At 65.7% G+C, this 19,827-nt stretch carries 19 protein-coding genes and 2 tRNA genes; 18 read left to right on the top strand and 3 right to left on the bottom strand.

The genetic code is table 11. The features are described 5' to 3' along the window. Positions 1-4: 4 nt before the first annotated feature. The gene (locus ABIE56_RS05040) at positions 5-541 is read right to left on the bottom strand and encodes a hypothetical protein (RefSeq protein ID WP_429242739.1); all 537 of its coding nucleotides are present in this window, start codon (positions 539-541) and stop codon (positions 5-7) included. A gap of 987 nt (positions 542-1,528) precedes the next feature. On the opposite strand from ABIE56_RS05040, the gene ABIE56_RS05035 reads away from it, so the two are divergent. The 7 genes from ABIE56_RS05035 to ABIE56_RS05005 all read left to right on the top strand — a co-directional run bounded on the left by ABIE56_RS05035 (position 1,529) and on the right by ABIE56_RS05005 (position 7,585). Further along, complete coding sequence (locus ABIE56_RS05035; protein WP_429242738.1) at positions 1,529-2,038, top strand: CinA family protein; 510 nt, start codon at positions 1,529-1,531, stop codon at positions 2,036-2,038. Between the two features lie 98 nt (positions 2,039-2,136). Continuing rightward, a complete protein-coding gene (recA, locus tag ABIE56_RS05030) occupies positions 2,137-3,180 on the top strand; it encodes a recombinase RecA (RefSeq protein ID WP_429242737.1) in 1,044 nt (347 codons plus the stop codon). After that, complete coding sequence (locus ABIE56_RS05025; protein ID WP_429242736.1) at positions 3,161-3,679, top strand: regulatory protein RecX; 519 nt, start codon at positions 3,161-3,163, stop codon at positions 3,677-3,679. Before recA ends, ABIE56_RS05025 begins: the two co-directional genes overlap by 20 nt. Before the next feature lie 70 nt (positions 3,680-3,749). Further along, positions 3,750-6,383 carry an alanine--tRNA ligase gene (gene alaS / locus ABIE56_RS05020; protein ID WP_429242735.1) on the top strand — a complete coding sequence of 878 codons (2,634 nt, stop codon included), beginning with the start codon at positions 3,750-3,752 and terminating at the stop codon, positions 6,381-6,383. Between the two features lie 302 nt (positions 6,384-6,685). Further along, a complete protein-coding gene (gene csrA / locus ABIE56_RS05015; RefSeq protein ID WP_247434707.1) occupies positions 6,686-6,889 on the top strand; it encodes a carbon storage regulator CsrA in 204 nt (67 codons plus the stop codon). An 81-nt stretch (positions 6,890-6,970) separates the two neighbouring features. After that, positions 6,971-7,063: transfer RNA gene (locus tag ABIE56_RS05010), tRNA-Ser, on the top strand. 117 nt (positions 7,064-7,180) lie between these two features. After that, entirely contained in the window at positions 7,181-7,585 is a 405-nt protein-coding gene (locus ABIE56_RS05005; protein WP_429242734.1) for a globin, read from the top strand. Positions 7,586-7,649: 64 nt separating this feature from the next. On the opposite strand, the gene ABIE56_RS05000 is transcribed toward ABIE56_RS05005, so the two are convergent. After that, a tRNA-Pro gene (locus ABIE56_RS05000) sits at positions 7,650-7,726 on the bottom strand. Positions 7,727-7,876: 150 nt separating this feature from the next. Here ABIE56_RS05000 and hisS point away from each other — a divergent pair. Then, positions 7,877-9,265: a histidine--tRNA ligase gene (gene hisS, locus ABIE56_RS04995; protein WP_429242733.1), complete on the top strand. Its 1,389-nt coding sequence runs from the start codon at positions 7,877-7,879 to the stop codon at positions 9,263-9,265. Between the two features lie 290 nt (positions 9,266-9,555). Beyond that, on the top strand, positions 9,556-11,454 hold the full coding sequence (locus ABIE56_RS04990) for an HAL/PAL/TAL family ammonia-lyase (protein ID WP_429242732.1): 1,899 nt from the start codon (positions 9,556-9,558) through the stop codon (positions 11,452-11,454). Here ABIE56_RS04990 and ABIE56_RS04985 read toward each other — a convergent pair. Beyond that, positions 11,451-12,293, bottom strand: coding sequence for a response regulator (locus tag ABIE56_RS04985; RefSeq protein ID WP_429242731.1), 843 nt, complete (start codon positions 12,291-12,293; stop codon positions 11,451-11,453). The genes ABIE56_RS04990 and ABIE56_RS04985 overlap by 4 nt on opposite strands. Positions 12,294-12,458: 165 nt before the next feature. Between ABIE56_RS04985 and ABIE56_RS04980 the strand changes: the two genes are divergently transcribed. From ABIE56_RS04980 to hisIE, 9 genes are read left to right on the top strand one after another with little or no spacing between them, the layout of a single operon-like run. Further along, complete coding sequence (locus ABIE56_RS04980) at positions 12,459-12,776, top strand: YerC/YecD family TrpR-related protein (protein ID WP_429242730.1); 318 nt, start codon at positions 12,459-12,461, stop codon at positions 12,774-12,776. Beyond that, entirely contained in the window at positions 12,773-13,666 is an 894-nt protein-coding gene (gene hisG / locus ABIE56_RS04975; protein WP_429242729.1) for an ATP phosphoribosyltransferase, read from the top strand. Before ABIE56_RS04980 ends, hisG begins: the two co-directional genes overlap by 4 nt. After that, positions 13,663-14,970 carry a histidinol dehydrogenase gene (hisD, locus tag ABIE56_RS04970; RefSeq protein ID WP_429242728.1) on the top strand — a complete coding sequence of 436 codons (1,308 nt, stop codon included), beginning with the start codon at positions 13,663-13,665 and terminating at the stop codon, positions 14,968-14,970. The genes hisG and hisD overlap by 4 nt, the downstream gene beginning before the upstream one ends. Continuing rightward, on the top strand, positions 14,967-16,031 hold the full coding sequence (hisC, locus tag ABIE56_RS04965) for a histidinol-phosphate transaminase (RefSeq protein WP_429242727.1): 1,065 nt from the start codon (positions 14,967-14,969) through the stop codon (positions 16,029-16,031). Before hisD ends, hisC begins: the two co-directional genes overlap by 4 nt. Next, positions 16,028-17,092 carry a bifunctional histidinol-phosphatase/imidazoleglycerol-phosphate dehydratase HisB gene (hisB, locus tag ABIE56_RS04960; RefSeq protein ID WP_429242726.1) on the top strand — a complete coding sequence of 355 codons (1,065 nt, stop codon included), beginning with the start codon at positions 16,028-16,030 and terminating at the stop codon, positions 17,090-17,092. The genes hisC and hisB overlap by 4 nt, the downstream gene beginning before the upstream one ends. Next, complete coding sequence (gene hisH, locus ABIE56_RS04955) at positions 17,092-17,682, top strand: imidazole glycerol phosphate synthase subunit HisH (protein WP_429242725.1); 591 nt, start codon at positions 17,092-17,094, stop codon at positions 17,680-17,682. Before hisB ends, hisH begins: the two co-directional genes overlap by 1 nt. Further along, positions 17,679-18,431, top strand: coding sequence for a 1-(5-phosphoribosyl)-5-[(5-phosphoribosylamino)methylideneamino]imidazole-4-carboxamide isomerase (hisA, locus tag ABIE56_RS04950; protein WP_429242724.1), 753 nt, complete (start codon positions 17,679-17,681; stop codon positions 18,429-18,431). Before hisH ends, hisA begins: the two co-directional genes overlap by 4 nt. Further along, positions 18,425-19,195 carry an imidazole glycerol phosphate synthase subunit HisF gene (hisF, locus tag ABIE56_RS04945; protein WP_429242723.1) on the top strand — a complete coding sequence of 257 codons (771 nt, stop codon included), beginning with the start codon at positions 18,425-18,427 and terminating at the stop codon, positions 19,193-19,195. The genes hisA and hisF overlap by 7 nt, the downstream gene beginning before the upstream one ends. Further along, entirely contained in the window at positions 19,192-19,785 is a 594-nt protein-coding gene (gene hisIE, locus ABIE56_RS04940; RefSeq protein WP_429242722.1) for a bifunctional phosphoribosyl-AMP cyclohydrolase/phosphoribosyl-ATP diphosphatase HisIE, read from the top strand. Before hisF ends, hisIE begins: the two co-directional genes overlap by 4 nt. Positions 19,786-19,827: the final 42 nt, after the last annotated feature.

Raw genomic sequence — 19,827 nt, 5'->3', positions numbered from 1 at the left:
TCGCTTATTTGTTGTCGGTAACGGCAACGTGTTCCGACGCGGACGCCGGTGCTGCATCGGCGGTGGGCGCGGATGCAGGCTTCTCCGTTACAGGCTTTGCGACCGGCGAGGGCGCCGGGACGGGAGGGGCAGTAATGGCGCTGACCTCATCGACGATCAGGTCGGGCCCGTTGACGGTGACAGCCACCCCTTGCGCCGAATAGATCGAACTCAACTGCGAAGCGGCATCACGCAGCTCCGAGGTATGAATCGCGGAGGCCGACTTGGTCAGCGTGAAGTCCGAGCGCAGCTTGTACTGAAGTTTCATGCCGTTATCGGTGGTCCACCGCGTGAGCATGGTCTTCAGCGTGCCGTCCATCGGCGCCGCGTAATACGTGTACGGCACCGCGAGTGGAATCTCGGTGGTCTTGTCTTCGAAGTGGTTGATCGGCTTCCAGGAGCCGCCGAAGTCGCGGGCAGGAGTCGTTCCGCAACCTGTAAGGGCTAACGAAAACACCGCTATGATGCCAATGATGGCAAGGTTGGTCTGGCCTATTTTCACGTTGCGCTCATAACTTGTTGAATACCAATAACAATGGCTCAAAAGGCGGACATGGCTATCCGCCCCGCGTCGGGCCTGGGCCCGGCAAAGTCAGTTAATGCGTAATCGGCAACAGAGCGCTGCCGCGCGCACGAAAACGTGCATGCGCTGGCCAGCGAGGCTCCGATGAGGGCGGCGAGAGTGCGAGCCTGACCCCTGATTGTCCGTACATGCGGAGGGCAACGGCACCCCGCGCTTCGTGCAAGCTATCCATTCAAACTTCCTGTTCCGGGCGAGACTGCCGCCCTGCCAATCGATGTAGCGAAGTGGCCCCTGCACAACCCTGCGAGCACAGATGTCGTCGACATCGGCTCGAGCCTTTGGTCTGCAGGTGTTCCCCCTTCATCGGTGCGATTCGAGAACCGCGTCAAAAAAATAGCTCATGAACGTGCAAATGACCAGCACATTCGATAAGCAATAAAGTGACGCAATTCACGGAAAAAACACGACGAACATGGTTGCACACGCAACCATGCGGCTGCGTACGTTTATTAGAACACAAAACCCAAGACGAAAAGTTGACAGAACGAGTTGCTGCCGATGAAGCGTTGCGATTGATCAAAGTTTGACCAATGCGCGATGCGCTCAGTCAGATGTTGTGTGCGTCGAATCACATCGTGACGAAGAGCCGTCATTGCGATGCATGCTGTTCGACAACGCAGAGCACGACTGCGCCGAAGGCGACGAGGCATGTGCGAGCGTGCAGACGTGAGGGGTGTCATCCATGAGTGGATCGTCCTGTGGTGAGTGATACGAAGGGGTACGAATCAGCGCGGCGGGCTTGCTTTGCCACATGGCCAGCCCAACGTGCGAAAAGTCACTTTGAACGTCTCGCGGCGGTTGCGCAATTGGGCGGCGCCCACGTCGTTGCGTAGGAAAAACCCCACATCGCATCGACAGGGCGGGCGGGGCAAGGTAGAACCGTCCTCTTTACCGTCAGGAACCCCGATGGACTCGCACTCCACTTACAACGACGCGGCGCTCAACGCGCTGGCGCAGCAGGTGGCCGCCGCGGCGCTCGACAAGCGCGTGATGGTCGCCACCGCCGAATCGTGCACCGGCGGCTGGATCTCCAAGGCACTCACCGACCTGGCCGGCAGCTCGGCGTGGTTCGAGGCGGGCGTCGTCACCTATAGCTATAGCGCGAAAGAATCCCTGCTCGGCGTGAATCCGCGTACGCTGGAGCGCACCGGTGCGGTGAGTGAGGAAACCGTGCTGGAGATGGTGTCGGGCGCACTGGCGCGCTATGGCGCCGGCGTGGCCGTGGCGGTCACGGGTATCGCGGGCCCTTCGGGTGGCACCGCGGACAAGCCGGTCGGCACGGTGTGGATCGGCTGGAAGCGGCGCGGGGGCTACGCCCACGCCAAGGTCTTCCATTTCGGAGGCGACCGCGAGGCTGTGCGCCGACAGACGGTGGCAGCCGCACTCGCTGGAATAGTCACCGAGCTGAACGGGTAACCTGTCCGGCTGTGGCAAAATGAACGTCTGACGGATCGCAGTCCCTGAGACCCCGCTCCGGCAAGATACCTACCTACACAAGCACACCGGAAACTACGATGGACGACAATAAGCGCAAGGCGCTGGCGAGTGCCCTCGGCCAGATTGAAAAGCAGTTCGGCAAGGGTGCTGTCATGCGTCTTGGCGACCGCGTGGACGACCAGATCGACACCGTCTCCACCGGTTCCCTGGGCCTGGATATCGCCCTGGGTATCGGTGGCCTGCCGCGTGGCCGCATCGTGGAAATCTACGGTCCGGAGTCGTCCGGTAAAACCACGCTCACCCTGCAGGCCATTGCGTCCTGCCAGCGTGGCGGCGGTACCGCGGCGTTCGTCGATGCCGAGCACGCGCTCGATCCGAGCTACGCCGAGAAGCTGGGCGTGAACGTGGCCGATCTCCTTGTCAGCCAGCCGGATACCGGCGAGCAGGCGCTGGAAATCGCCGACATGCTGGTGCGCTCGGGCGCGGTGGACATGGTGGTGGTCGACTCGGTCGCGGCGCTCACGCCCAAGGCCGAAATCGAAGGCGAAATGGGTGATTCCCACGTCGGCCTGCACGCCCGCCTCATGAGCCAGGCCCTGCGCAAGCTCACGGCCAACATCAAGAAGTCGAACTGCCTGGTCATCTTCATCAACCAGATCCGCATGAAGATCGGCGTGATGTTCGGCAGCCCGGAAACCACCACCGGTGGTAACGCGCTGAAGTTCTACGCCTCGGTGCGCCTGGATATTCGCCGCATCGGCGCGGTGAAGAAGGGCGAGGAAGTCATCGGTTCGGAAACCCGCGTCAAGGTGGTGAAGAACAAGGTGGCGCCGCCGTTCCGCCAGACCGAGTTCGAGATCCTCTACGGCGAAGGCACCTCGCGCGAAGGCGAGATCATCGAGCTGGGCGTGCGCGAGAACCTGATTGACAAGTCGGGCGCCTGGTACAGCTACAAGGGCGATCGCATCGGCCAGGGTAAGGAAAACGTCCGCCAGTTCCTGCGCGATAACCCGGCCATCGCCAACGAGGTGGATGCCGAACTCCGTGCCCGCCTGCTCGTGAAGCCGGGTTCGGGCGCGCCGAAGGCCGATGCCGAGCAGGATGAGGTCGAAGAGGCGTAATCCCGGGGCGGGCGAGCCGGGCGACGAAAGCGCCCCGAGTCGCCCGACCCGTACCGCCTACGACAAGGCGCTGGGCCTGCTGGCCCGGCGCGAGCACTCCCGCCGCGAACTCCGGCAGAAGCTGGATCGCGGCGGTTTTGCGCGTGATGAGTCCGCCGATGCCATCGAGCGGCTGGAAGGCCAGGGCTACCAAGATGACGGGCGCTTCGCCGAGGCGCTGGTCCGTAGCCGGGTAGGGCAGGGCTATGGGCCGGCCCGCATCCGGGCCGAGCTGCGCAGCCAGGGCATTGCCGATGGCCGGGTCCGCGAACTGCTTGAAAATGCGGACGTCGACTGGCACGACCTGGCGGCCAACCAGCTGCGCCGACGCTACGGATCGGCCTCCGCCGACCCGGCGGAACGGGCACGGCGGGCGCAATTCCTCTTGCGTCGCGGCTTCGCCGCCGCCACAGTACGTATTCTTACCCACGCCGATGCGGAAGACCCCGACGACGACTGAAGGCAGCTAGCCTTGATTTTCGTGACTGGGCGCCTTTCGCGATCCTCGCAGCCCCAAGCCACGATCGCACATGAAAACCGCCGACATCCGTTCGACCTTCCTGGATTTCTTCCGCAAAAAGGACCACACCATCGTGCCCTCGGCATCGCTGGTGCCGTCGAACGATCCCACGCTCCTGTTCACCAACTCGGGCATGGTCCCCTTCAAGAACGTGTTCCTCGGCAGCGAAAAGCCGGGCTACGTCCGTGCGGCCGATGTGCAGCGCTGCCTGCGCGCCGGCGGCAAGCACAACGATCTGGACCAGGTGGGCTACACCGCCCGCCACCACACCTTCTTCGAAATGCTGGGCAACTGGTCGTTCGGTGACTACTTCAAGCGCGATGCCATCCGCTACGCGTGGGAGCTGCTCACCGAGGTGTACAAGCTGCCGGCGGAGCGCCTTTGGGTCACCGTGTACCACACGGATGACGAAGCCTACGACCTGTGGAACAAGGACATGGGCGTGCCGGCCGAGCGCATCGTGCGCATCGGCGATAACAAGGGCGCACCGTACGCTTCGGATAACTTCTGGCAGATGGCCGATACCGGCCCCTGCGGTCCCTGCACGGAAATCTTCTACGACCACGGCCCCGACGTGGCCGGTGGCCCGCCCGGCTCGCCCGATGAAGATGGCGACCGCTACATCGAGATCTGGAATCTCGTGTTCATGCAGTTCGATCGCGCGCCCGATGGCACCCTCAGCCCGCTGCCGGCGCCCTGCGTTGATACCGGCATGGGCCTGGAGCGCCTGGCGGCCGTGCTGCAGCACGTGCACTCCAACTACGAAATCGACCTGTTCGCGCACCTGATCCGCGAGGCCTCGCGCCTCACGAATACCGCCGACTTGGGCAACAAGTCGCTGCGCGTCATCGCCGACCACATCCGTGCGGCGTCGTTCCTGATCGTCGATGGCGTGCTGCCGTCTAACGAGGGCCGTGGCTACGTGCTCCGCCGCATCATCCGTCGCGCCCTGCGCCACGGCTGGATGCTGGGCGTGCGCGGCGATTTCTTCTGGAAAATGGTCGCGCCGCTCGTTGAAGAAATGGGCGAGGCTTACCCGGAAATCGCCGCCAAGCGCGCGTTCGTGGAGCAGGCGCTGAAGGTGGAAGAAGAGCGCTTCGGCGAAACACTCGAGCACGGCATGCGCCTGTTCGACGACATCGCCTCGAAGTCCGGCAAGATCATCCCGGGTGCGGATGCGTTCCGCCTGTACGACACCTACGGCTTCCCGGTCGACCTCACCGCGGACATCGCGCGTGAGCGCGACATGACCGTGGATATGGAAGGCTTCGAGCGCGCCATGGGCGAGCAGCGTGCCCGTGCGCGCGCCGCCAGCAACTTCTCCACGAAGGCGCAGCTGCCGGCCGAAGTGGCCAGCGCGCTGCAGCCGACGATCTTCACCGGTTACGACGCCCTCGACCTGGCCGATGCCAAGGTCGTGGCCATCGTGCGCGACGGCAAGTCGGTGGACCAGCTCGCCGATGGCGAGGAGGGCTTCCTCCTGCTCGACCGCACCCCGTTCTACGCGGAATCGGGTGGCCAGGTCGGCGATACCGGCATGATCCGCAACCCGTCGGGTGCGCTGGCGGTGGAAGATACCCAGAAGGTGGGTGGCGCGTTCTTCGCCCACTTCGGTACCTGGCAGGGCTCGGCCCCGCTGCTGAAGGGTGCCGTGGTCGGTGCCTCGGTGGACGGCGCCCAGCGCCAGGCCACCGTGCTGAACCACTCGGCCACCCATCTGCTCCACGCCGCCCTGCGCACCGTCCTCGGTGAGCACGTGACCCAGAAGGGCTCGCTGGTGGCGCCGGAGCGCCTGCGTTTCGACTTCTCGCACTTCAAGCCGGTCACTGGCGAAGAGCTGGCCGAAATCGAGCGCATGGTGAACGATGAAGTGCGCCGCAACGCGGCCGCCGAAGTCCACCACATGGGTTACGACGATGCCATCGAGTTCGGCGCCATGGCGCTATTCGGCGAAAAATACGGTGCCGAAGTCCGCGTGCTGAAGATGGGTGATTTCTCGACCGAACTCTGCGGCGGTACTCACGTGGGCCGCACGGGTGATATCGGCCTGTTCAAGATCGTCTCCGAGTCGGGCGTTGCCGCAGGCATCCGCCGTATCGAGGCGGTGACCGGTGCGGGTGCCATGGCGCGCGTGGCCGATGAAGAGCGCATCCTCAGCGAGGTCTCGGGCCTGCTCGCCGCGACGGGCGATGACGTGGTCGAGAAGCTGCGCCAGCTCTTCGATAAGCAGAAGAAACTCGAAAAAGAGGTCGAATCCTTCAAGGCCAAGGCCGCGAGCTCGGCCTCGGCCGATCTGGTCGATACCGCTACGGATATCGCCGGTATCAAGGTCGTCGCCGCGCGCCTGGAAGGGCTCGACGCCAAGTCCCTGCGCGATAGCCTGGATGTGTTGAAGCAGAAGCTGGGCGATTGCGCCGTCATCCTCGCGGGCGCTGCCGATGGCCGCGTGTCGCTGGTGGCGGGCGTGGGCGGCGCGGCCCTGGGCCGCGTAAAGGCCGGCGACCTGGTCGCCGAAGTGGCCTCGAAGATCGACGGCAAGGGCGGCGGCCGCCCGGACATGGCGCAGGGTGGTGGTGTGGATAGCCCGGCCTTGCCCGGCATCCTGGCCGGCATCCCCGCCTGGGTCGAAGGCAAGCTTCGCTGAACGAACCCCCGCTGGACCCTAAAGGGGCTGCCGTAAAGGCGCCCCTGACCACGGATTCAGCCGTTCCTGCGTTGCACCACCTTGATTGGCTCAGCTAGTATGATCCGAATGTCGGAACGCATTTTTCGGCATCGGTCAGTCGGGTCGACATAGGCAGGACAGCTGGTCAGCGACACGCACACAATACGCCGGGGAAGGCAGATCGGCCTTCGATGGTCGATAAGTCAATCCATCGGCGGCAAGACTCGGGGTGAGTTGTCGTTGGTGGGGAAGCCAATACCTGATTTTATGGAGTATCAATCATGCTGATTCTGACCCGCCGGGTCGGTGAAACCCTTATGATCGGCGACGAGGTGACGGTCACCGTTCTGGGTGTGAAAGGTAACCAGGTTCGCATTGGTATCAATGCGCCTAAGAATGTCGCGGTTCATCGCGAAGAGATTTACCAGCGCATCAAGAACGAACACGACCAGGATCCTGCCGGCCATACCGGTGACGACCAGTAACAGTAAAAGCTTTACGGCCGACGCAAGGATCAGTATCCTTGCTGGCTCGTTCGGGCACTAGCCTCGCGAACGATTAAAAATGGAGAGTTGCCCGAGAGGCCGAAGGGGCTCCCCTGCTAAGGGAGTATAGGGTCAAAAGCCTTATCGAGGGTTCGAATCCCTCACTCTCCGCCAGTTACGCAAGACGCCCCTTTCGGGGCGTTTTGCGTTTCGGCGTCCACAAAATTGACCACGCGCAACGGCCCCTGCGCCCCGCCTGCCTACGCTTCCCGTTTTACCCGCAGGCCCTGCATGTCCATCGGCTACAACGATCTCCACACCAGCTTCGGCCGGTGCCTTCGCTCGCGCGGTTTCATCGAGCGCTTCTACGAAATCCTCCTCGCCCGTGATGAGGGCATTCCCCCGCTGTTCGCCAAAACCGATTTCCAGAAGCAGCACATGGCCCTGCGCCGTGGCATCAGCCTGGCGATCTCATGGGCGGCTGGCGATGGCATGGCGCAGGCGCCGGTGAACGAAATGATCCGCGTGCATGCGCGCAAGGGCAGGGCGCCTGTACCACCGGTTTTCCATGAGCACTGGCTTGAAAGCCTGATGCAGGCGATCCGCGAGCGGGATGAGCAGCTGACGCCGGCGCTGGAGGCGCGCTGGCGCGAAGCGATGGGCAAGGTGACCGGTGCGTTTTGCGCGGCGTATTAGCCGGGGATTTCGTGGCGCACAAACAAGAACACCGGCCAATGGCCGGTGTTTTTGATGAATCGATTGGTCGGGGAGACAGGATTCGAACCTGCGACTTCTACGTCCCGAACGTAGCGCTCTACCAGGCTGAGCTACACCCCGACGGGAGCCGCGTATATTAGCCATGACTGGCACCCTTGGCAACAGGTTGTCTCACTTTTTTTACAAACCGCGCGCAGGGCCGTCCGCGGCCATCTGCTACTCTATGGGGCTGCCGCATGGCGGCCTACGTACAGCCCCAAGAGGAATTGCATGGCACTCACCCCGGCCCGCACGATGCCTGGTGTCCTCGAGCTCCTGCCGCTCGACCAGATCGCCTTCCAGCGCATGCTCGATACCATCCGCCGTAACTACGAGCGGTTCGGTTTCCTGCCTATCGAAACGCCGGTGATCGAGCATAGCGATGTCCTGCTGACCAAGACCGGTGGCGAGACCGAGCGCCAGGTGTATTTCGTACAGTCCACCGGCTCGCTGAACGCGGCCGACAAGGACCAGGGCGGTGTGCCCGAGCTCGCGCTGCGCTTCGATCTCACGGTGCCGCTGGCCCGTTATGTCGCCGAGCACGAGCACGACCTGAGCTTCCCGTTCCGCCGCTACCAGATGCAGCGCGTATACCGCGGCGAGCGCGCGCAGCGCGGCCGCTTCCGCGAGTTCTACCAGTGCGATATCGATGTGATCGGCAAGGACAGCCTCTCGGTGCGTTACGACGCCGAGATCCCGGCCGTGATCTACAGCGTGTTCCGCGAGCTCAACATCGGCGCGTTCACGATCCAGCTCAACAACCGCAAGCTCATGCGCGGTTACTTCGAGAACCTGGGCGTGGCCGATCCCGAGCAGCAGATGCTCGTGCTGCGCGAAGTGGACAAGCTCGACAAGCGCGGCGCCGATTACGTGCGCGACACGCTTACCGGCGAAGCCTTTGGTCTGAGCGCCGAGGTGGCCGCGAAGATCCTGGCCTTCGTGCAGGTGCGCTCCACCTCGGTCGGTGACGCGTTCGCCAAGCTCGATGCGCTCGGCAGCGGTTCGGAAACGTTCGAGCAGGGCAAGGCGGAGCTGAAGGAAGTCCTCGGCCTCATCCGCGATTTCGGGGTGCCCGAAACGCACTTTGCACTGAACCTCTCGATCGCACGTGGCCTGGATTACTACACCGGCACCGTCTACGAAACTACGCTCAACGAGCACCTGGGCATTGGCTCGATCTGCTCGGGTGGCCGTTACGAAAACCTGGCCGGCCAGTACACCAAGTCGCACCTTCCGGGCGTGGGCATTTCCATCGGCCTTACCCGCCTTTACTGGCAGCTTCGCGATGCGGGCCTGGTCTCCACCGCGCAGAGCACGGTGGATGTGCTGGTTACCCAGATGGATGCCGCACAGATGCCGGCATACCTGGCCGTGGCCAACGAGCTGCGTACGGCCGGGATCGCCACGGAAGTGGTGCTCGAAGGCGGCAAGCTGGGCAAGCAGTTCAAGTACGCCGACCGCGCGGGCATTCGCTTCGTGATCGTGCTGGGCGAGGACGAGATCGCCAAGGGCGTCGTCACCGTGAAGGACCTGCGCCGCGAAGACCAGTTCGAAGTCGCGCGCGCGGACCTGGTGAAGACCCTCCGCGTCGAGCTCGCCCAGGCCGAAATCGGCAGGTAACCCCCAAACCCTGTAGGAGCGGGGGGGGGGGGGGGGGGGGGGGGGGGGGGGGGGGGCGGCGGGCGCGCGCCGCCCCGCCCCCACAACCCGCCCCCCCCACCGCCGCCCCGCCCAGCCACACACACACGACCCCCCCCCCCCCCACCGCGCCCCCACTTTTTTTTAGGGCGCTCCCGCCCTTGGCTCCCGTTGGGGGGGGGGCGGCCCCCCCCCCCCCCCCCCACCCCCCACCCCCCCCCCCCCCCCCCCCCCCGCTCCTACACATTCAGCACACCCCACGGTAGTACGCCATGACCACCAGCATCCTCCTCGACGGCCGTAGCCTCACCCGCGCCCAGGTTGTCGCCATCGCCCGCCAGGGCGCCTCCATCACCCTCGATGAGACGCAACTGGTCAAGGTAAAGCGCGCTGCGGATTTCCTTGCGGAAAAGGTGGGCGGCGGTGAGCCGATCTATGGCGTAACCACCGGCTTTGGCAGCAATGCCGACAAGCTGCTGGGCGCACACCGCGTGCGCGATGAGCTGCCGGGCGGCAACCCCGAGGCGCGCGACGGCACGCTGATGGAAGAGCTGCAGCACAACCTGATCATCACCCACGCCGTGTGCGTGGGTAAGCCGTTCGCGGTGGATGTGGTGCGCGCCATGCTCGCGATCCGCGTGAACACGCTGATGCGTGGCCACTCCGGCATCCGCGTCGAGACGCTGCGCGCCCTGGCCGAACTGCTCAACCGCAACGTCATCCCGGTCATCCCGGAAAAGGGCTCGGTGGGCGCCAGCGGCGACCTCGCACCGCTCTCGCACCTGGCTATCGTGCTGCTCGGCGGCGGCGAAGCCTTCTACGAAGGCGAGCGCATCCCGGGCGCGGAAGCGCTGAAGCGCGCCGGCCTCGAGCCGGTTCGTCTCTCCTTCAAGGAAGGCCTGGCGCTGAACAACGGCACCACCCAGATGCTCGCCACGGGCGTGCTGGCGCTGGCCACGCTGGAAACCCTGATCAAGACCGCCGACCTGGCGCTGGCCATGACGCTCGATGCGTTCGCTGGCCGCACTGGCGCCTATGCGGAAGAAGTGCACGCGTTGCGCCCGCATCCGGGCCAGGTGGCCTCGGCCGCCGAATTCCGCCGCTTGCTGGATGGCTCCACGCTCGCCGATATCGCCTACCACCTCGTGCCGCGGTTCCGTCCGTGGCTGTCGGATTCGTGGGCGGACCCGGCCGAGCAGGCCTACCGCTTCGATATTGGCTGGGACTGGGTGCCCGCCACGCAGCGCCATGGCAAGGAAGCGTTCTACTCGCGCTTCCTGCCGTTCAAGGGCGGCAAGAAGCACCAGCCGCAGGATGCCTATTGCCTGCGTTGCGCACCGCAGGTGCACGGCGCGGTACGCGATGCGTGGGAGCAGGCCTGCCGCGTGTTCGATGTGGAGCTCAACGCCGTCACCGATAACCCGCTGGTGTTCCCGGATGCGGAAAACGCCACGGTGATCGAGGACCAGGTGATCTCCGCCGGCCACTTCCACGGCATGCCGCTGGCGCTGGCCATGAGCTACGTGAAGGCTGCGATCCCTGTCCTGGCGTCGATCTCCGAACGCCGCACGGCAAAGCTCGTCGATCCGGCGAACAACGACGGCCTGCCGGCGTTCCTCATCGGCAACGAAGACGCTACCGATTCGGGCTTCATGATCGTGCAGTACACCGCCGCCGCGCTCGTGAATGACCTGGCCACGCGCGCGCACCCGGCATCGGTGTATTCCGTGCCGACCAGTGCAAACGCGGAAGATCACGTATCCATGGGTGCGAACGAAGCCCGCCACGTGCTGGAAATGACCGAAGACCTCGGCCACGTCCTGGCGATGGAGTTGTACACCGCGGCCCAGGCCCTGGAGTACCGCCAGGACATGCTCAACGCGGCGCGTACGCTCGCCCTGCGTGGCGATTGGCAGGCGCTGGCTTCGAAGATCGCGGGTGCCCCGCGCGCCGATTCGCCGCATTACCCGCGCTTCGAGGAAGAAGTGCGTGCGCTGATGTCGGCGCTCGCCTCGGCGGAGGATTTCCACGGTGGCGTGGCCGTCCGTCGCGCACTGGCGAACCTGCGCGAGCACATCGCGTTCATGCAGCGCGACCGCGCGATGGATGGCGAAGTGCGCCTGATGTGTGAGCTGGTGGCTTCCGGCCGCCTGGTGGCGGACGACGCCTAAGCGCCGCCCGCCAGCGCGCCGGTGGACTCCTTGTCTACCGGCGCGCAGGCTACTTTCAGTGCCGTTGCCGTGGTCTTCCCGGGCGGCGTTGTGGCCGCGGCGAGTGAAACAGTAACGGCGCCAGCTCCGTCCCCATCCGTATCAAGCGGCTCGACCTGCGGATCGACGGCGTGCTCTTCGTCGTCATACTCACCAAACCCATCGACCAGCCCGGCCCGCACGTTGGCCAGGTACTGGTAAAGCTGTGCATCGTTCTCCAGCCCCAGCTTGTTCATGGCCGAGCGCTTCTGCCGGCTGATGGTCTTGATGCTGCGTACCATCCGCGTGCTGATATCCAGCAGCGAAAGCCCCTGTGCGTAAGCGCGCAGCACCGCGACCTCGCGGGGTGAGAGGCTGTTGCTACGCCGCGCGCTTGCCCGATCGGCCATGAGAAAGGCGCGGCGGATGGCCGGGCTGAGGAAGGTGCGGCCCACGCTGGCCGAGTGCACCGCGGCCGGCATGTCGCGCAGGTTTGCGCGCTTATCGAACAGCGCCGCCACGCCCAGGTCCAGCAATAGCCGCAACGTGGCGACATGGGCGAGGTGGGTCATGACCACGATGCCGACATCGGGGCGGATGGCGCGAATGCGCCGGATCAGCGCCACGCCATCGGCCTGGCGGCCATCGGGCAGGCAAAGGTCCGTGACCAGCACCTCGCAGTCGGCTTCTTCCATGACCTGGAGGAGGGTATCGGTATCGTTGACGCGGGCGATAACGGCGTACCGATGTTTTTTGAGGATGGTTTCGACTCCGGCGACGACGACCGGCTGGTCGTCGGCGATGACAACGGGACACGTCATGCGTACGGCTCTTGGCTCTGGCGGATATGCCTTTCATCTTGGCGACCGCTTGGCGCCGGGTATATGGAACAAAAGCGCAATCTTCTGTCGGCGAATTCCGGGGTGTGTTGCCACGGTGTAGTTGCCGGCCTACAATGGGCTATCGTATTAACGCGTTAGTACATTATGAAGCGACGCTCCCTGGACCCCGAAACCCCGGCCGATTCGGCCGAAACCAGCCTGTGCGAGGCGCTGCTGGCGCTCTCAACCGTGGATGAGATGCGGGCGTTCCTGCATGACCTGTGCACCCCGGCCGAGATCGAGGTCATGGTCGACCGCTGGCGGGTAGTGCCCTACCTGCTGGACAAGCTCTCGTACCGGGAGATCCACGAGCGCACCGCCGTCAGCGTCACCACCATCGGGCGCGTCGCCCGCTATCTGAACCAGGGAGCAGGGGGCTACATGGCCGCCGCTGCCCGCCGTAACCGGGAGCCCACCGCATGAAGCCTCGTGACCGCCTGCGCATCGCGATGCAGAAATCCGGGCGCCTGACCGAACCCGCCCAGGAACTCCTTGCCCGTTGCGGCCTGAAGTTCCGCCAGAGCCGCGACAAGCTGTTCTGCTTCGGCGAAGGTGAGCCCGTCGATCTGCTGCTGGTCCGCGATGACGATATCCCCGGCCTGATCGCCGAGGGGGTGTGCGATCTGGGCATTGTTGGCCGCAACGTGCTGCGCGAATTCCAGCTGTCGAACCCGGAAGCGGGCAGTGGGTTGGATGAACTGCGCCCGCTCGGGTTTGGCAGCTGCCGGCTTTCCATCGCGATGCCGCAGGAAGAGGCCTATGACGCACCCTCGCAATTGCAGGGCCAGCGCATCGCCACCTCGTATCCCGGCCTGCTTGGTGAATGGCTTCGCGTGAACAACGTCGATGCCAAGGTCGTGTTCCTGGCCGGCTCGGTGGAGATCGCCCCACGCCTGGGCACCGCCGATGCCATCTGCGACCTGGTTTCCAGCGGTGCCACGCTCGTCGCCAACCAGTTGCGCGAAGCGGCGGTGGTGGTGGAGAGCGAAGCGGTGCTGGCCGGTCACAAGGTGCTGCCCAGCGACGAGCGCGGTGAGATTGCCGAGCTCCTGCTGCGCCGGCTGGATGGTGTGATCCAGGTGCGCGATTCGCGCCTGATCCTGATGCAGGCACCGCGCGATGCGCTGGATGCGATTACCCGGCTGCTGCCCGGCCTGCCGGTGCCCACGCTCACCGCCGTGGATGGCGCGCCCGACCAGGTGGTGTTGCAGGCGCTGTGCGCCGGCAGCGTGAGCTGGCGGCAGCTGGAAGACATGAAACGTGCCGGCGCCCGCGACATGTTGGTGCTGCCGGTGGAGAAGATGCTGGCATGAAGCGGATCGACTGGAACACCCTGGATGAGGCGGGTCGCGCCGCCGCGCTCGCAAGGCCGGCGCAGTCGCGTTCGCCAAGCCTGCGCACCGGCGTCGAAGCGATCATCGCTGACGTGCGCGCCCGTGGCGACGACGCGCTGCGCGAGCTGACGTCACGCTACGACGGCACGACGCTCGACGCGCTGGCCGTGACCGCCGAGGAATTCGACGCGGCGGAAGCACGCCTCGCCCCGGACCTCAAAGCGGCCGTGCGCGAAGCGGCGGAACGCATCGAGCGCTTCCACCGTGCCGCGGCACCCGCGCCGGTGAGCGTGGAGACGGCGCCAGGCGTGCGCGTGGAACGCGTGCTGCGGCCTATCCGCCGCGTGGGCCTTTACGTGCCCGCGGGCGGGGCGCCATTGCCTTCCACGGCCATCATGCTTGGCGTGCCGGCGGCCATCGCGGGCTGCAAGGAGGTTGTGCTGTGTACGCCCGTACAGGCGAACGGGCGCTGCGATGATGCGGTGTTGTTCGCCGCGCGCGCCACGGGCGTGCACAAGGTGTTCAAGCTCGGCGGCGCGCAGGCGATCGCGGCCATGGCTTACGGCACCGAAAGCGTGCCCCGCTGCGACAAGCTGTTCGGCCCCGGCAATGCGTGGGTCACCGAAGCCAAGTTGCAGGTGTCTGGCGATCCAGAGGGCGCGGCCATCGATATGCCGGCCGGCCCCTCGGAAGTGCTGGTGATCGCGGACGCCGATGCGGATCCGCGCTTCATCGCTGCCGATCTGCTTTCGCAGGCCGAGCATGGCCCGGATTCCCAGGTGCTGCTGGTGAGCCCTTCGCCCACGTTGCTCGACCGCGTTGAAGTGGAAGTGGAGCGGCAGCGGCTTGAACTCCCGCGTGCGGACGTTGCCGCCAGCGCGCTTGCCGAAAGCCGCCTGGTGCAGGTCAACGATCTCGACGAGGCCTTGAAGGTGAGCAACCGCTACGCACCGGAGCACCTGATCATCCAGACAGCGCAGCCGCGTGATCTTCTGGAGGGTGTGGAATCCGCCGGCTCGGTATTCCTGGGCGAATGGACCCCGGAATCGCTGGGCGACTACTGCAGCGGCAGCAACCACGTGTTGCCGACCTATGGCTACGCCCGAAGCTACAGCGGCGTCTCCGTCGCCAGCTTCCAGAAGCAGGTGACCGTGCAGGAAGCGTCGGCGGAAGGCTTGCGCGCCATCGGCCCCTGCGCCGCAACGCTGGCGGCCGCGGAGCAACTGGATGCGCACCGCCGCGCCGTGACCCTGCGCCTTGAGGCGATGGGAGCGAACGCATGAGCGTGCTTGATCTGGCCCGTCCCGATATCCGCGCGTTGTCGCCGTATTCCAGCGCACGCATGGAGGCCTCCGGTGGCACCGTGCTGCTCAACGCGAACGAATCCGCCCGCCCACCCAGCATTCCGGGCGGCGATGGCCTGAACCGCTATCCCGATCCGCAGCCACGCGGCCTGGTCGATGTACTGGCCGAGCTTTACGACACCACGGCTGAGCGCGTGCTGGTAACGCGCGGCAGCGATGAAGCCATCGACCTGCTGACCCGTGCGTTCTGCCGCGCGGGCCAGGATGGCATCGTGATTTCCCCGCCCACCTTCGGCATGTATGCCGTCTCGGCACGTATCCAGGGCGCCGCCGTGGTGGAAGCACCGCTCGAGGCCGATGGCGTGCTGGATGCGGACAAGCTGCTCGCGGCGGTCACGCCGACGACGAAGCTGGTGTACGTGTGCACGCCGAACAACCCGACCGGCAATCTGGTGCCGCTGGCCACGCTGGAGCGGATCGCCCAGGCGCTACAGGGCAGGGCGCTGCTGGTGGTGGACGAAGCGTATGCCGAGTTCTCCGGCACGCCCAGCGCCACGCGGCTGATCGACGCGTACGACAACGTGGCGGTGCTGCGTACGCTTTCGAAGGCATGGTCGCTGGCTGGCGCACGCGTCGGTGCACTCGTGGCGCGAGCCGAGGTGATTGGCCTGTTGCGCCGGATCATCGCACCGTACCCGCTGCCGTCGCCGTGCGTGGATGCGGCGCTCGCTGCGCTTTCCTATGAAGGGCGCCGCGTGCAGCGCCACCACGTGCACGAGCTATTGAACGAGCGGGCGCGGATGGCGACGGCACTGGCGGCGCTGCCGGGCGTGCGCGAGGTGCTGCCTTCGCACGCCAATTTCCTGGCGGTGCGTTTCGACGATGCGCCCGGCACCTACAAGCGGCTGCTCGCCGCCGGCGTGGTCGTTCGCGATATCACAAAGTACCCCGGCCTGGGCGATGCGCTGCGCATCACGATCGGCACGGGCAACGAGAACGACCGCGTGCTCGCCGTGCTGCGCGCAGGAGTGGCGGCATGAGCCGGAAGATCCTTTTTGTCGATCGCGATGGTTGCCTGATCGAGGAGCCGGCCGACCAGCAGATTGACAGCTACGAGAAGCTGGCGCTGCTGCCGGGTGTGGTCGCTGCCCTGCAGCGCTTCGTCGGTGCCGGTTACGAGCTGGTGCTGGTGACCAACCAGGATGGCCTGGGCACGCCGTCGTTCCCGCAGGAAACCTTCGATGGGCCGCACAACCTGCTGTTGCGGATCCTGTCGTCGCAGGGCATCACCTTCCGCGAGCAACTGATCGATCGCAGCTTCCCGCACGAGAACCGCGATACGCGCAAGCCGAACACGGGCCTGGCCCGGCACTGGCTTGCGGATGACAGCTGGAGCCGCGCGCAATCGGCCATGGTGGGCGATCGCGATACCGATATCGCCTTTGCCGCCAACATGGGCGTACGCGGTTTCCGGGTGGGCGCGCAGGGCGAAAGCTGGGCAAACGTGGCCCATGCCGTGCTCGATGCACCGCGCATCGCCAACGTTGTCCGCAAGACCAAGGAAACGGCGATCCGCGTCAGCGTGGACCTGGACCGCGTGGCCGATCCCGTGGTGCACACCGGCCTGGGTTTCTTCGACCACATGCTGGAGCAGATCGGCAAGCACGGCGGTTTCGCGCTGAGCCTGAAGTGCGATGGCGATACCCACATCGACGAACACCACACGATTGAAGACTGCGCGCTGGCGCTTGGCCAGGCCTTGCGCCAGGCCCTGGGCGACAAGCGCGGCATCTGCCGTTATGGGTTTGCGCTGCCCATGGATGAGAGTGCCGCGCGCGCGGAACTGGACCTTTCGGGCCGGCCGTACTTCGTGTTCGAAGGCACGTTCCCGCGCGAGCGCGTGGGCGATGTGCCGACCGAACTGGTACCGCATTTCTTCCGGTCGCTGTGCGAAACGCTGGGTGCCAACCTGCACCTCACCGTGGTGGGCGAGAACGCGCACCACATGGTGGAAGGCTGCTTCAAGGTGGTGGCGCGTACGTTGCGCCAGGCCATCCGTCGCGAGGGCGCGGAGCTGCCCAGCACCAAGGGAAGCCTTTAATGAGCGTCGTGCTTGTCGATGCCGGTGGTACCAACATCGGCTCTGTCCGCTATGCCCTGCAGCGCCTGGGCAAGGATGCCGAGCTTACGGCGGACCCTGCGCGGATCCGCGCGGCCAGTCACGTGATCCTGCCTGGCGTGGGCGCGGCGGGCCCGGGCATGCGCCGCCTGCGCGAAGCGGGGCTGGTGGATGTGCTGCGCCGCCTTACCCAGCCCGTGCTGGGCGTCTGCCTGGGCATGCAGCTGCTCTGTGAGCGTTCGGAAGAGGGCGATACGGAGTGCCTGGGCGTGGTGCCGGCCACCGTGCGCCACCTGCCGTCGGCGCCGGGCCTGCGCGTGCCGCACATGGGCTGGAACACGCTGCACAGCACGGGCGAGCACTGCCTCACGTCGGGCCTGCGCGAGGGCGATACGGCGTACTTCGTGCACAGCTACGCGGTGCCGGTGGGCGATTACACCCTGGTCGCCAGCGAGCACGGCACGCCGTTCTCGGCGGTGGTCGTGGCCGATAATTTCATGGGTATGCAGTTTCATCCCGAGCGCTCAGCCGGCGTCGGTGCCCAGCTCCTGCGGAACTTTCTACTGCTATGACGTTACCGATTCCTGCCATTGACCTGCGCGACGGCAAGGTCGTGCGCCTGTTCAAGGGCGATTACGACCAGCAGACCACCTTCGCGTTCGATCCGGTGGAACTGGCCCAGCGCTACGCTGCGGATGGCGCCACGTGGTTGCACGTGGTGGACCTGGATGGTGCGCGCTCCGGCCGCTTTGAAAACCTGCCGACGCTGACGGCGATCGCCGCGGGCGCCGGCCTTTCGGTGCAGGCGGGCGGTGGCATTCGTGACGAAGCAGGCGTGCGCCGCCTGCTCGATGCGGGGGTATCGCGTGTTGTCGTTGGCAGCATCGCCATCCGCGAGCCGGAATCGGTCGCCGCGTGGATCGGCCGCTACGGCGCCGACCGCATCGTGCTGGCGCTGGATACGCGCTTCCGCGATGGCCAGTGGCGCTTGCCGAGTGCTGGATGGACCGCGGAGGAAGACCGCACGCTGGGCGACCTGCTGCCGTTCTACGAGGCCGCGGGCGCCCGCCACCTGCTCTGCACCGACATCGACCGCGATGGCACGATGACCGGCCCGAACACGGCGCTTTACCGGCATATCGCGGCGATCACCCGCACGCTCGATGTACAGGCCTCGGGCGGCGTGCGTTCGCTGGCCGACGTGGCCGCGCTGGCCTTGCAAGGTGTGGCGGGTGTGATCCTCGGCCGCTCGCTGCTGCAGGGGGAATTCACCATGGCGGAAGCCCTCGCCACGACAACGAAGGCGGATGCCTCATGCTAAGCAGGCGCATTATCCCGTGCCTTGATGTGCGCGATGGCCAGGTAGTGAAGGGCGTTCGCTTTCGCGATCACATCGTGGTGGGCGAGATCGTGGAGCTTGCTTTGCGTTACCGCGATGAAGGTGCCGACGAGCTCGTGTTCTACGACATCACGGCGAGCCCGGAAGGGCGCCGCGTGGATCGTGATTGGGTAGAGCGCGTGGCGCGCGAGATCGATATCCCGTTTTGCGTGGCCGGGGGTATCCGTTCGGTCGAGGATGCGCGCGACGTACTGCACGCAGGCGCCGACAAGGTCTCGATCAATTCCCCTGCGCTGGAGCGCCCGGGCCTCGTCCGCGAGCTGGCCGATGCGTTCGGCGTGCAGTGCGTGGTGGTGGGTGTGGATAGCTTGCGTGACGACGACGGCGAGTGGCGTGTGCGCCAGTACACCGGCGATCCGTCGCGTACGCAGGCCCTGCGCAAACGCACGCTGGACTGGATCGAAGAGGTCCAGGCACTGGGCGCTGGCGAGATCGTGCTGAACTGCATGGGCACCGACGGCGTACGCCGCGGCTACGATATCGAGCAGCTGCGCGCTGCGCGCGCGGTGACGAACGTGCCGCTTGTCGCCTCCGGCGGCGCCGGTACGCCGGCGCACTTCAGTGATGTTTTCCGCGATGCCGATGTGGATGCCGCGCTGGCGGCCAGCGTGTTCCACTCCGGCGATATCGCCATTCCCGCCCTGAAGCGCGAGTTGCGCGCGCAGGGCATCGAGGTACGCGTATGAACCCTGATTTCGCCAAGGGCGATGGGCTGGTGCCCGCCATCGTCCAGCACGCCCGCACGGGTGAAGTGCTGATGCTGGGTTACATGGATGAAGCGGCGCTGGCGAAGACACGCGAGACGGGCCTGGTCACGTTCTTCAGCCGCAGCAAGCAGCGGTTGTGGACCAAGGGCGAGACCTCGGGCGATACGCTTGCGCTGGTGGACCTGAAGATCGATTGCGATGCCGACACGCTGCTGGTGCGAGCGTTGCCTGCGGGCCCGACGTGCCATACCGGTACCACGAGCTGCTTTGGTGACGACGTGGTGCCTGCGCTGGGTTTCCTCGCCGAACTTAATGCGCTTGTCGCGTCACGCCACGCTGAGCGGCCGGAGGGCAGCTACACCACCAAGCTGTTCGAGGGTGGCATCCGCCGCATGGCGCAGAAGGTGGGCGAGGAGGGCGTGGAAACCGCGCTTGCGGCCGTCGCCGAAGACGACGACGCGCTGCTCGGCGAGGCCGCCGACCTGGTGTTCCACCTGATGGTGGTGTTGCGTGCGCGGGGGATCGGATTTGAGCAGGTGGTGGAGAAGTTGGTTTCGCGGCACCGCTAGGCTGGCCGTTGTCGCTTCGTAGGGATCGCGAGCAAGCTCGCT

The sequence above is a fragment of the Luteibacter sp. 621 genome (assembly GCF_050435445.1).
Classification (GTDB): Bacteria; Pseudomonadota; Gammaproteobacteria; order Xanthomonadales; family Rhodanobacteraceae; genus Luteibacter.
This window is presented reverse-complemented; position numbering and strand designations above follow the sequence as displayed.

Excerpts from the sequence above, each read along its gene's own strand:
- ABIE56_RS05035 (WP_429242738.1), top strand. The coding sequence starts at position 1,529 with ATGGACTCGCACTCCACTTACAACGACGCGGCGCTCAACGCGCTGGCG.
- recA (WP_429242737.1), top strand. The coding sequence starts at position 2,137 with ATGGACGACAATAAGCGCAAGGCGCTGGCGAGTGCCCTCGGCCAGATT.
- ABIE56_RS05025 (WP_429242736.1), top strand. The coding sequence starts at position 3,161 with ATGAGGTCGAAGAGGCGTAATCCCGGGGCGGGCGAGCCGGGCGACGAA.
- alaS (WP_429242735.1), top strand. The coding sequence starts at position 3,750 with ATGAAAACCGCCGACATCCGTTCGACCTTCCTGGATTTCTTCCGCAAA.
- csrA (WP_247434707.1), top strand. The coding sequence starts at position 6,686 with ATGCTGATTCTGACCCGCCGGGTCGGTGAAACCCTTATGATCGGCGAC.
- ABIE56_RS05005 (WP_429242734.1), top strand. The coding sequence starts at position 7,181 with ATGTCCATCGGCTACAACGATCTCCACACCAGCTTCGGCCGGTGCCTT.
- hisS (WP_429242733.1), top strand. The coding sequence starts at position 7,877 with ATGGCACTCACCCCGGCCCGCACGATGCCTGGTGTCCTCGAGCTCCTG.
- ABIE56_RS04990 (WP_429242732.1), top strand. The coding sequence starts at position 9,556 with ATGACCACCAGCATCCTCCTCGACGGCCGTAGCCTCACCCGCGCCCAG.
- ABIE56_RS04985 (WP_429242731.1), bottom strand. The coding sequence starts at position 12,293 with ATGACGTGTCCCGTTGTCATCGCCGACGACCAGCCGGTCGTCGTCGCC.
- ABIE56_RS04980 (WP_429242730.1), top strand. The coding sequence starts at position 12,459 with ATGAAGCGACGCTCCCTGGACCCCGAAACCCCGGCCGATTCGGCCGAA.
- hisG (WP_429242729.1), top strand. The coding sequence starts at position 12,773 with ATGAAGCCTCGTGACCGCCTGCGCATCGCGATGCAGAAATCCGGGCGC.
- hisD (WP_429242728.1), top strand. The coding sequence starts at position 13,663 with ATGAAGCGGATCGACTGGAACACCCTGGATGAGGCGGGTCGCGCCGCC.
- hisC (WP_429242727.1), top strand. The coding sequence starts at position 14,967 with ATGAGCGTGCTTGATCTGGCCCGTCCCGATATCCGCGCGTTGTCGCCG.
- hisB (WP_429242726.1), top strand. The coding sequence starts at position 16,028 with ATGAGCCGGAAGATCCTTTTTGTCGATCGCGATGGTTGCCTGATCGAG.
- hisH (WP_429242725.1), top strand. The coding sequence starts at position 17,092 with ATGAGCGTCGTGCTTGTCGATGCCGGTGGTACCAACATCGGCTCTGTC.
- hisA (WP_429242724.1), top strand. The coding sequence starts at position 17,679 with ATGACGTTACCGATTCCTGCCATTGACCTGCGCGACGGCAAGGTCGTG.
- hisF (WP_429242723.1), top strand. The coding sequence starts at position 18,425 with ATGCTAAGCAGGCGCATTATCCCGTGCCTTGATGTGCGCGATGGCCAG.
- hisIE (WP_429242722.1), top strand. The coding sequence starts at position 19,192 with ATGAACCCTGATTTCGCCAAGGGCGATGGGCTGGTGCCCGCCATCGTC.